The 11,261-nt window shown below is 72.0% G+C and carries 10 protein-coding genes and 1 pseudogene; 2 read left to right on the forward strand and 9 right to left on the reverse strand.

The window, feature by feature from the left end; translation table 11 throughout:
- The 9 genes and pseudogenes from AC2CHE_RS12650 to deoC form a co-directional block, all read right to left on the reverse strand.
- Window positions 1–575: pseudogene (locus tag AC2CHE_RS12650) on the reverse strand (thiol reductant ABC exporter subunit CydC); the annotation flags it as partial.
- Entirely contained in the window at window positions 572–2,245 is a 1,674-nt protein-coding gene (gene cydD / locus AC2CHE_RS12655) for a thiol reductant ABC exporter subunit CydD (protein WP_484505100.1), read from the reverse strand. The gene cydD and the pseudogene AC2CHE_RS12650, both read right to left, overlap by 4 nt.
- The gene (cydB, locus tag AC2CHE_RS12660; RefSeq protein WP_484505101.1) at window positions 2,242–3,249 is read right to left on the reverse strand and encodes a cytochrome d ubiquinol oxidase subunit II; all 1,008 of its coding nucleotides are present in this window, start codon (window positions 3,247–3,249) and stop codon (window positions 2,242–2,244) included. The genes cydD and cydB overlap by 4 nt, the downstream gene beginning before the upstream one ends.
- 10 nt (window positions 3,250–3,259) lie before the next feature.
- Window positions 3,260–4,513, reverse strand: a complete 1,254-nt coding sequence (locus tag AC2CHE_RS12665) for a cytochrome ubiquinol oxidase subunit I (RefSeq protein WP_484505102.1) — start codon at window positions 4,511–4,513, stop codon at window positions 3,260–3,262.
- Between the two features lie 114 nt (window positions 4,514–4,627).
- Complete coding sequence (locus tag AC2CHE_RS12670) at window positions 4,628–5,533, reverse strand: M56 family metallopeptidase (protein WP_484505103.1); 906 nt, start codon at window positions 5,531–5,533, stop codon at window positions 4,628–4,630.
- A 10-nt stretch (window positions 5,534–5,543) separates the two neighbouring features.
- Complete coding sequence (locus tag AC2CHE_RS12675; protein ID WP_484505104.1) at window positions 5,544–6,062, reverse strand: BlaI/MecI/CopY family transcriptional regulator; 519 nt, start codon at window positions 6,060–6,062, stop codon at window positions 5,544–5,546.
- 356 nt (window positions 6,063–6,418) lie between these two features.
- A complete protein-coding gene (locus AC2CHE_RS12680) occupies window positions 6,419–7,243 on the reverse strand; it encodes an aldehyde dehydrogenase family protein (RefSeq protein WP_484505105.1) in 825 nt (274 codons plus the stop codon).
- Entirely contained in the window at window positions 7,236–8,693 is a 1,458-nt protein-coding gene (locus AC2CHE_RS12685; protein ID WP_484505106.1) for an aldehyde dehydrogenase family protein, read from the reverse strand. Before AC2CHE_RS12685 ends, AC2CHE_RS12680 begins: the two co-directional genes overlap by 8 nt.
- A gap of 5 nt (window positions 8,694–8,698) precedes the next feature.
- Window positions 8,699–9,688, reverse strand: coding sequence for a deoxyribose-phosphate aldolase (gene deoC / locus AC2CHE_RS12690; RefSeq protein ID WP_484505107.1), 990 nt, complete (start codon window positions 9,686–9,688; stop codon window positions 8,699–8,701).
- A 134-nt stretch (window positions 9,689–9,822) separates the two neighbouring features.
- Here deoC and upp point away from each other — a divergent pair, with 134 nt between their 5' ends.
- Window positions 9,823–10,455: a uracil phosphoribosyltransferase gene (gene upp / locus AC2CHE_RS12695; RefSeq protein ID WP_484505108.1), complete on the forward strand. Its 633-nt coding sequence runs from the start codon at window positions 9,823–9,825 to the stop codon at window positions 10,453–10,455.
- Window positions 10,456–10,528: 73 nt separating this feature from the next.
- Complete coding sequence (locus tag AC2CHE_RS12700) at window positions 10,529–11,203, forward strand: GOLPH3/VPS74 family protein (protein ID WP_484505109.1); 675 nt, start codon at window positions 10,529–10,531, stop codon at window positions 11,201–11,203.
- Window positions 11,204–11,261 lie beyond the last annotated feature (58 nt).

Genomic DNA, 11,261 nt, shown 5'->3' on the forward strand with positions numbered 1-11,261 from the left:
CGCCGGGTCAGCGCGGTCGCCAGCGCCGGCAGGGCGACGGCGGCCACCAGCAGCCCGACGGCGAGCGCCAGCGCGGCCGGCAGCGAGACCAGCGCGGCCAGCCCGAAGGCCAGTACACTCACCAGCCCGGCCGCGGCGGCCGGCACGAGCACCCGCAGCAGCAGGTCCTGCACCGCGTCCACGTCGGAGACCAGCCGACTCAGTGCGTCCCCACTGCGCGGCGGCTCGCCGCGTCGGATCGCCAGGGTGTCGAAGACCCGGGCCCGGACATCGGTGACCAGGCGCAGCACCGCGTCGTGCCCGGCCAGGCGTTCGGTGTAGCGCAGCACGCCCCGGCTCACCGCCAGGGCCCGTACCGCCACGATCGCCACGGTGAGCCGATCCAGCGGGGGCTGACCGGCGGCGGTCATCAGCAGCCAGGTCGCGGTCGCCATCAGGGCCAGCCCGGCGAACTCGGTGGCCGCGGCGAGCAGCCCGGCACCGATCAGGCGTCTCAGGTAGGGCCGGGCCAACCGCAGCACAACCAGTTCGGGTGGGTGTCCGTCGCTGATGGCCACCTCGCTGCGCGCGCTCATGGGCGCTCACCGGCCGGTACCGGAGTCAGTTCGGAGACCCGGCCGTCCTCGACCCGCAGGATGCGGTCGACGTCGGTAAGCAGCGCGGGCCGGTGGGCCACCAGGAGGGCGGTACGGCCGGCGACCAGCTTGCGGGTGGCCGACAGCACCACCGCCTCGGCGGTGGCGTCGAGGCGCGCGGTGGGCTCGTCGAGCAGCACCACCGGCGCGTCCCGGAGGAACGCCCGGGCCAGCGCCACCCGTTGTCGCTGGCCGCTGGACAGGCCGTGCCCACGCTCGCCGAGCAGGGTGTCCAGCCCGTCGGGCAGGGCGGCGACCACCTCGTCCAGCGCGGCGGCACGGACCGCGGCGGCGAGGGCGGTTGGCGTGGCGTCGGGGGTGCCGAGCCGGATGTTGTCGGCCAGCGACGCGGCGAACAGGTGGGCCCGCTGCGGCACCCACGCCACCTGTCGCCGCCAGCCGTCCAGGTCGACGTCGGTCAGGTCGATCCCGCCGACGGTGACCCGGCCTTCGGTCGGGCGCACGAAGCCGAGCAGCAGGCTGAGCAGGGTGCTCTTGCCAGCGCCGCTCGGCCCGATGATCGCGATGCGCTCGCCGGGCCGGATGGTCAGCGTCACGTCGCGCAACGCCGTGGTGCGTTCGTACGCCACCGTCACCGATTCGAAGCGGATCTCGGCGGGTCCGTCCGGTCGCGCGATCACCCGGCCCGCCGGTGCCGGCGGCACCGCGCCGGAGAGGGTGAGCGCCTCGTCCAGCGCGGTGAGCCCTTCCATGCTGGCGTGGAAGCGGCTGCCGGCCGCCCGCAGCGGCAGGTACGCCTCCGGGGTCAGCAGCAGCACCAGCAGCGCGGTCTGGAGGGCCAGCGCGCCGCCGAGCAGCCGGATGCCGACCGGCACGGCGACCAGCGCCACCGACAGGGTGGCGACGAGTTCGAGCACCAGCGCGGAGAGGAAGGCGATCCGCAGCGTCTTCATGGTGGCGATGCGGTGCCCGTCGGCCATCCGCCGAACCGCCTCGGTCTGCGCCCGTGCCCGGCCGAACGCGCGCAGCGTGGGTAGCCCGGCCACCATGTCCAGGAAGTGCCCGCCGAGCAGGGAGAGCCGCCGCCACTGGCGCTCGGTGGCGGCTTGGGCCTGCCAGCCGAGCAGCGCCCCGAAGATCGGAATGAGCGGCAGCGTCAGCGCGATGATCACCGCCGAACTCCAGTCGGCGAAGAGGATCCGGCCCAGCACCGCGACCGGCACGGTCACGCTCAGCATGAGTTGCGGCAGGTAGCCGGTGAAGTATGCGTCCAGCGCGTCCAGACCCCGACCGGCGAGCGTGGCCAGTTGCCCGGCCCGCTGGCCGGCCACCCAGCCGGGTCCGTGCCGGGCGACGGCACCCAGCAGGTCGGCTCGCAGCGCCGCCTTGACCGTGGCGGACACCCGCGCGGACACCGCGCCCTGCGCCCAGACCACCAGCGAGCGGGCCGCGACCGTGGCCAGCAGCCCGATCAGCGCGGCGCCGCCGAGTCGCCCGGTGAAGGCCGTGGCCAGGAGCACGGCCAGGGCGGTGGCCTGCGCCACGACCAGCCCGGCGGCGAGCACGCCGAGCAGCGCGAGCAGGGCGAGATCGCGTCGGGCCGCGGGAACCCGGCGCAGCAGCCGCGGGTCGAAGGGGCGACGGTTCACCAGTACACCGGTGCCCTTCCGTCGGTTCGTCCTCGAAAAATCCACCAGCACATCGCCTGGAAGCCTAGTAGGACCGGCAGCAGCGGTACCGCCAGCCAGCCCAACAGCCGCAGGGTTGGCCCACTGGCGGCCGCATCGGTCACTGTCAGTGACGCGTTCGGTTCCGCGGTCGACACCAGCACGAACGGCCAGAGCGTCGCCCCGACCAGCAGCACCGGCAGTGCGAGCGCGGTCGCGGTGGCGGCGAAGGCCACGCCGGGCCGACGTCGCCCGAGCGCCACCCGCGCCACCAGCAGGGTCGTGACCAGCAACACCGCCAACAGTACGCCGACCGCGGGACGCTGTGCGGCGGTGCGTACCCGGTCGGAGAGCAGAGCGACGGCGGTGGCCGTGCCGACCGCGACGATCGCGGTGAGGAGCAGGCGTTGAGCCAACGGACGAAGCCGGTCGCCCTCTACGGTAGGTAGCCGGAGAGTGAGGAAGGTCGCACCGTGCGCCACGACCATTGCCAGCACGGCCAGTCCGGTGGCGGCGGCGAACGGGGTGAACAGGTGTGTCACCCCGGTCACGTGTCCGTCGGTCCGCAGCGGCACCCCCTGAAGCAGCCCCGCGAGCACCACGCCCCAGCCGGGCGCGGCGAGCAGGCTGCCGAGCACGATCACCCGGTCCCACGCGGTCCGGGCCGATCCGCCGCCCGGCCGGCTGCGCAGCTGCACTCCGGCGGTCACCAGGATCACCCCGGCGAGCGCGACGGCCACCGCCGGGTAGCTGCCGGCGAGCAGTTCGCCCTCCAGTACGGGGAACGCACCGAACAGGATGCCGACAGCGGCCACCAGCCACACCTCGTTGCCGAGGAAGAACGGTCCTACCGCGTTGAGGGCGGCGCGTCGGCGCGGCGCGTCGGCCCCGCGGGCGAGCAGCAGCCCGACGCCGTAGTCGTAGCCGCCGAGCACCAGGTAGCCGGCGAAGAAGAGGCCGAGCAGGGCGTACCAGGCGAGTTCCATCTCCGGCTCCTCAGACGAACGCGGGTTCGGGGCGGGAATCGTCGGCCGGCGGTTGGGTCGGCGGGCGGCCGAGCGCGGGGTCGGCGGCACCCCGGACGGCGTGCCGGGCGAGCAGCGTCCAGTTGGTGACGGCGAGCGTGCCGAGCAGCAGGGTGAAGCCGACCAACGAGGTCGCCATCAACCACGGGCCGATCGGCGAGACCGCCTGGTCCACCGGCAGCAACCCGTACGTCACCCAGGGATGGCGGCCGACCTCGCGGGCGATCCAGCCGAGGATCAGCGCCACGAACGGCAGCGGCAGGGTGAGCATGATCAGCCAGAGCGGGAACCGGAGGCGGATGATCCAGTCCCGCCAGAGCAGTGGGACGAGCAGCCAGAGCAGGCCGAGGGTGAAACCGATGAGGATCATGAAGCCGAGCCCGACGTTGGACAGCGGGGGAGGCAGGTAGTCGCCGGGGCCGAACCTGGTGGTCCAGTCGGCGATCAGCGCATCGGCTTCGGGATTGCCGCCGAACTTGGTGGGTTGTACCCCGCCCACCGGCCCGAACTGGGCGAAGCCGAACCCCTGCACCAGGGTGATCGCCAGCGCGGCGGTGACCAGCCCGATCCGCAGCGAGGTGCGGAACAGCGCATGGTCGGTGGTACGCCGGTTGAGGTGCCAGGCGCTGACCGCCGCCATCAGCAGGCCGCCGGTGAGCAGCGCCGCCGACACCACGTGCCCGAGCGCCATCGACAGGGCTGGGTTGGTCAGCAGCGCCGCGAAGTCGGTGAGGTGGGCGACGCCGTCGCGTACCTCGTAGCCGACCGGGTTCTGCAACCAGGAGTTGGCCACCATGATCCAGAAAGCCGAGGCGTACGCGGTGATCGCGACCCCGTAGAGCAGTGCGAGATGCGTGCCGCGGCGAAGCCGGTGCCAACCGAAGATCCACATGCCGAGGAAGGTCGACTCCAGGAAGAAGGCGACCAGGGTCTCGATCGCCAACGGCGCGCCGAACACGTTGCCGACGTAGCGGGACAGCCCACTCCAGTTCAACCCGAACTGAAACTCCATCACGATGCCGGTGGCGATGCCGAGCACGTAGTTGATCACATAGAGCTGGCCCCAGAAGCGGGTGAGCCGCTCCCAGCGATGGTCGCCGGTCAGCACCCAGGCGGTCTGCATCCCGACCAGCAGGGTGACCAGGCCCAGCGTGACGGCCACGAAGAGGAAGTGGATCGAGGCGGTCGTGGCGAACTGCAGGCGAGCGAGGAGCAGGGCGTCCATATCGGCTCTCCCGGGGACGGGGATCGATGTAGATATGGAGCCTACACGTAGAGAAACTACATATTGCTCGGCGAACGAGTCGGGCCGGCAAGATCAGGGTTAGTTCAGGGTCGGTCAGCTGAGGAAGAGGAAGACGGGCAGGGCGGCCACCGTCACGGTCACCGACAGCGCGGTGGCGCCGATCAGCCGGGCCGGGCGTGCGGTGACCAGCAGTCGCTGCACCCGTACGTCCAGATCCCGGTCGCCCATGCCGAGCGCGCCGGCCGGGGTGATCCGGTTCCCGGCGGCGGCGAACCGGCGCAGCGCACCGGCCAGCGGGGCCTCGGCGTGCAACTCGCGGGCCTTGTCGTCGGCGCGCATCTCGACCAGCAACGAGACCCGCTCGTGTGCCTCGCGGACCCAGCGGAACCAGGGCAGCGCCCGGCAGAGCGCGGTGAACGGCAGCAGGACCAGGTCGTGTCGCTCCTGCGCGTGCGCCCGTTCGTGGGTCAGCACCGCCGCCAGTTCGGCCCGGTCGAGCAGGCTGAGCGTGCCCGCGCTGACCACCACCCGGGGCCTCACCCCGGGAAGGCAGTACGCCGCCGCGCCCGGATGGTCGAGCACCAGCGCGCCCGGCACGGTCGGATCCCGTCGGGCGACCAGAGTGAGCAGATCCCGGTGCCGGCGCTGGGCGCGCACCGCGCCGTGGATGCTGCGTACCGTCGTGGTCAGCAGCACCGCCCCGATGCCGAGACCGATGCCGACCAACCCCAGGTGCACGGCATCGAGACCGGCCGGCAGGGTGCCGTGCCAGAGGTCGTCAGCGAGCGCCAGCAGTGCGCTGCCGGTGCCCCGCCGGTACGGCGCGAGACCCAGCGCGATCGGCAGACCCATCGCGGAGAGACCGACCCCCAGACCGATCGCCTGCCAGCACAGGATCGCCACCCGAGGGCTGCGCCACGTCCAGGTGGAACGGGCCAGCACCTGAGCGATCAGCCAGCACGCCACCATCGAGGCGGCGAAGTGCCAAGTGTGCGCCATGGCGTCGCCCCTACCGCTCCGCGGCCTCGTCGGCCAGGCCGGCGCGCGACGTCCGGTTGGCCGGCGGCGACTCGACCCGATCGGTCAGCCCGCGATCGGGGTTGTTCCCGGCATCGCCTCGGATGTCGCCCTCCGGCCGACCGTGCCCGGTCGGATCGACCGTCAGCCCGGCCTCCGCCGCGAGCGCGGCGCGCAGCACGTCGGCCTCGGTGCCGGTCACCGAGCGGGCGAAACGGACCAGCGCCGCGTCCCGACTGCCGCCCAGGTCGAGCGCATCGAGCATGAGCCGGGCGATGTACGCCTCACGGCTGGCCGCGGCGCGGTAACGCCACGCCCGCCCTTCCCGCTCGCGCTGCACCATGCCCTTGCCGGCCAGCCGGTCCAACACGGTCATCACCGTGGTGTACGCCAACTCGCGTCCGTCCAGCGCCTCGGCCACCTCGCGCACGGTGACCCCGCCCGACGTGGCGGGAACCGTGTCCCACAGCACGTCCATCACTGCACGCTCAAGATCTCCCAGCCGAGTCACCCCGCAATCCTACCCCCCGTAGTAGACCCACCCCCACCCCGGACGTCCCACCCCACCCACCCCACCCCACCCCACCCCCTCCGGCCATCCCAGCAACTTCCGGGATAGTGCTGCTTCGTCACCCCTCGACCCAGCAGTTTCCGGGAAGTTGTCCGGATCTTGAGCGAGCACCCAGGGCGACAGGCGACAGAGGGCGGAAGGGGAAGGGGCGGGCGGGGAGACGGCAGGCCGGGCAACCGACGCCGGGCAGCTCCCCGTGAGCCGTGACCTACGGACGGCCGTGCCCAGGTCAGGGTTTCCGGGGGAGCCCCGCCCGGAGCGGGCGGGGCTCCCCGGAAATCCAAGAGCAGGGAGAGTCAGACCCCCTTGGGGTGCCAGACCGTCTTCGTCTCCAGCAGGGCGGTCATCCGGCCGAGACCGGGATCCGTCGACCAGTCGTGATCTGCCGGTACCGGCCGGAGCACCCGCTTGAGGTTCTCCGCCGCCTTGATCTCCAGGTCGGCGGCCAGCTCCGGGTCGGTCACGCCGGTCAGGTCGATGGCGTTGACGTCCATGTGCGCGGCCAGCGCGGGCACGGTCTCCGACAGCCGGCCGGTGAGGATGTTGACCACCCCGCCCGGAAGATCGGAGGTGGCCAGCACCTCGGCCAGGGTCACCGCGGCCAGTGGCGCCGTCGGCGAGGCGGCCACCACCACCGTGTTGCCGGTGACGATCGCCGGGGCGATCACGCTGACCAGGCCGAGCAGGGCCGGTGTCTCGGGGGCGACCACCGCCACCACACCCGTCGGCTCGGGTGCCGACAGGTTGAAGTACGGACCGGCGACCGGGTTCGCGCCCCCGTACACCTGCGGGAGCTTGTCCGACCAGCCGGCGTACCAGACCCAGCGGTCGGTGGCCGCGTCCACCTCGTCGGCCGGCACGCCGAGCGCGACGAACTGCTCGCGCCGGCCCTCCAGCATCTCGGCGGCCCGGTAGAGGATCTGACCCCGGTTGTACGCGGTCGCCCCGGCCCACCCCTTCACCGCCGCACGGGCGGCCACCACGGCGTCCCGCGCATCCTTGCGGGAGGCCAGCGACACGTTGGAGTCCTGCACGAGATACGACCGTCCCGACTCGCTACGCGGGAACTTCCCGCCGATGAAGAGCTTGTACGTCTTGCGTACCGCGACCCGCTCAGACATTGAGGTACGCCTCCAGTCCGTGCCGGCCGCCCTCGCGACCGTAGCCCGACTCCTTGTAGCCGCCGAACGGCGAGGTCGGGTCGAACTTGTTGAACGTGTTGGCCCACACCACGCCGGCGCGCAGCCGGTCGGCCGTCCACAGGATCCGGGAGCCCTTCTCGGTCCAGATCCCGGCCGACAACCCGTACGGCGTGTTGTTGGCCTTCTCCACGGCCTCGGCGGGGGTGCGGAAGGTGAGCACGGACAGCACCGGGCCGAAGATCTCCTCGCGGGCGATCCGGTGGGCCTGGGTGACTCCGGTGAAGATGGTCGGCGCGAACCAGAAGCCGCGCTCGGGCAGCTCACAGGGGGGCGACCACTGCTGCGCGCCCTCGGCGGCGCCGGCCTCGGTCAGCTCCCGGATCCGGGAGAGCTGGGCGGCGGAGTTGATGGCACCGATGTCGGTGTTCTTGTCCAGCGGGTCACCGAGACGCAGCTGGGCCATCCGCCGCTTGAGTGACTCCAGCACCTGCTCGGCCACGGATTCCTGGACCAGCAGCCGGGAGCCGGCACAGCAGACGTGCCCCTGGTTGAAGAAGATGCCGTTGACGATGCCCTCGACCGCCTGGTCGACCGGGGCGTCGTCGAAGACGATGTTGGCGGCCTTGCCGCCGAGTTCCAGGGTGAGTTTCTTGCGGCTGCCGGCGACCGCGCGGGCGATGGCCCGGCCGACGTCGGTGGAGCCGGTGAAGGCGACCTTGTCCACGTCGGCGTGTTCGACCAACGCCCGGCCGGTCTCGCCGGCGCCGGTGACGATGTTGACCACACCGGCCGGCAGGTCGGCCTGCTGGCAGATCTCGGCGAACAGCAGCGCGGTAAGCGGGGTGGTCTCGGCCGGCTTGAGCACCACCGTGTTGCCGGCGGCCAGCGCCGGGGCGATCTTCCAAGCCAGCATCAGCAGCGGGAAGTTCCACGGGATGACCTGCGCCGCCACACCAAGAGGCTGAGGATACGCACCGCTGTGCTGGCTCGTCGGCCTCCGGCCGAACCCGGCGTACTCCAGCTTGTCGGCCCAGCCGGCGTAGTAGAAGAAGTGCGCGGCGACCAACGGCAGGTCTACGTCGCGGGATTCCCTGATCGGCTTGCCGTTGTCAAGTGACTCCAGCACGGCCAGCTCACGCGAGCGTTCCTGAATGATGCGGGCGATCCGGAACAGGTACTTGGCCCGGTCCCGGCCCGGCATCGGACCCCAGACCTTGTCGTACGCCTTGCGGGCGGCCCGGACCGCCCGGTCCACGTCCTGCGCACCGCCCTCGGCGATCTCGGCCAGCACCTCCTCGGAGGCCGGGTTGATCGACTTGAAGCTGCCACCGTTGGCCGGGTCGACGAACTTGCCGTCGACGAAGAGCCCGTACGAGGGCTTGAGGTCTACCACCGAGCGTGACTCGGGTGCGGGTGCGTATTCGAACATCGCGGTCAGTCCAGGGTGAAGTAGTCGGGGCCGGCGTAGACGCCGGTCGTCAGCTTGGTGCGCTGCATCAGCAGGTCGTTGAGGAGGCTGGACGCGCCGAAGCGGAACCAGTCCGGGTGCAGCCAGTCCGGGCCGACGGTCTCGTTGACCATGACCAGGTACTTGATCGCGTCCTTGGTGGTCTTGATGCCGCCGGCCGGCTTCACGCCGACCTGCCGCCCGGTGGCGGCCCGGAAGTCGCGGACCGCCTCCAGCATCACCAGGGTCACCGGCAGGGTGGCGGCGACCGGCACCTTGCCGGTGGAGGTCTTGATGAAGTCGGCGCCCGCGAGCATCGCCAGCCAGGAAGCGCGGCGCACGTTGTCGTAGGTGGCCAGCTCGCCGGTCTCCAGGATCACCTTGAGGTGGGCTCGCGGTCGCCCCTGGCGACCGGCATCGGCACCGCCGCTGGCCTGCTTGGTGGCGACGATCTCCTCGTACACCTCGGCGTAGCGGCCGGCCAGGAACGCGCCCCGGTTGATCACCATATCGATCTCGTCGGCGCCCGCCTCGACGGCGGCGCGGGTGTCGGCGAGCTTGATCTCCAGTGGCGCCTGGCCCGACGGGAAGGACGTGGCCACGCTGGCCAGGTGCACGTCGCTGCCGCGTAGCACCTCGGCCACGTACGGGACCATCGAGGGGTAGACGCAGACCGCGCCGACGTGCGGGCAGGACGGGTCGGCCGGATCGGGTCGCAGCGCCTTCGCGGCGAGCGCCCGCACCTTGCCCGGGGTGTCCGCGCCCTCCAGCGTGGTCAGGTCGACCATCCGGATGGCGAGGTCGATCGCCTCGGCCTTGGCGGTGGTCTTGATCGATCGGGTACCGAGTTGGGCTGCCCGCTGCTCCGCGCCGACCTGGTCCACGCCCGGTAGGCCGTGCAGGAAGGTCCGCAGAGCGGTCTCGGATCGTCCCAGCTCGGAGAGGTCCGAGCGGGCCGACGTCGCTGTCGCCGTCATGTCTCGAAGTCTACGCAGGTTGACGTCGCGTGATCTTGGTCACTGGGCTGGCCGGAGCGCGCACGGGTGAGCGAGGTCGCCGGTCCCGGCCGGGATCGGCGCGCCGATATCCGGGCCGGGTAGGTTGAGCGATCGTGGACGTACTCGTCATTGATCACCCGCTCGCCCAGTCCCGGCTGACCGCCATGCGGGACGAGCGCACCGATTCCTCTACGTTCCGGGCGGCGCTGCACGAACTCACCACCATGCTGGTGTACGAGGCCGCGCGCTCCTTCCCCGTGGAGACGTACCCGGTGCAGACGCCGGTGACCGCCACCGAGGGCACCCGCCTGGCCAACCCGCCGCTGCTGGTGCCGGTGCTGCGGGCGGGTCTCGGCATGGCCGACGCCGCGCTGGGGCTGCTGCCCGAGTCCTCGATGGGCTTCGTCGGCCTGGCCCGCGACGAGGAGACCTTCGAGCCGCGCGCCTACCTGGAGTCCCTGCCCCGGGACCTCGCCGGCCTGCCCGTGCTGGTCCTCGACCCGATGCTGGCCACCGGCGGCTCACTGGAGCACTGCTGTCGACTGCTGGCCGAGCGAGGCTGCACCGACATCACCGTGCTCTGTGTGCTCGCCGCGCCGGCCGGCATCCAGCGGTTGGAACGTGCCGGACTGCCGCTGCGCCTGGTCACCGCCGCCATCGACGACAGCCTCAACGACAGCATGTTCATCGTGCCGGGCCTCGGCGACGCCGGTGACCGGCAGTTCGGCGGCATGCCCCGCTTCTGAGCGGACGACCACCGCAGACCCGGCGGCGGTTTGTGCTGCGGACGGTGGCGTCCAGCGGCTAGCGTCTCGGGCCATGACTGGTGTCCCGCTCGCCGAGGAACTGCTCCTGCTCGCGTACGACGACGAAACGGGCAAGGCGACCCTGCCCCGGATCAGCCTCGACCTGGGCATGGCCGCCGCCGTCCTCATCGAACTGGCCCTGGCCGGGCGGATCGCGTACACCGACGGTGCCCTGACCGCGGTGGACCCGACGCCGACCGGCGAACCGGTCACCGACGCGGTGCTGGCCAAGATCGTTGCCGACACGCCGCACAGCCCCTCGTCCTGGGTGCAGCGGCTGCGGCACGGTCTGCGCGACCGGATCCTCGGCGACCTCTGCGAGCAGGGCGTCGTCCGCGACGTCGACGAGACCGAGTTGGGCTTCATCCACGTGCACCGTTATCCGGTGGTGGACCCGACGGTGGAGGAGGAGACCCGGCAGCGGCTCGCCGTGGTGCTCACCGGCGCCGCTCCGGACGAGCGGACCGCCGCGCTCGCGACCCTGGTCGCCGTGCTGCGGATGGAGTCCGCACTCGGGGTCCCCGGTGAGGACGCCGACGCCGCCCGCCGTCGGCTGGAGGAGATCGCCAGCGGTGCCGGCTTCTCCGGCGAGGTGAACCTGGAGAATTCGGTGATCCGTCCGTCGGTCGCCCTGGTGGTGGCCGCCCTCGGCCGCGCCGTCGAGCACGCCCTCGGCCCCCGCCGCTGACCGGCCGGCTCGCCGCCGCTCGTCACCGGCTCGCCAGGGCCGGATACGCATCGCCTCC

The sequence above is a fragment of the Micromonospora sp. ATLC16 genome, from assembly GCF_057196645.1.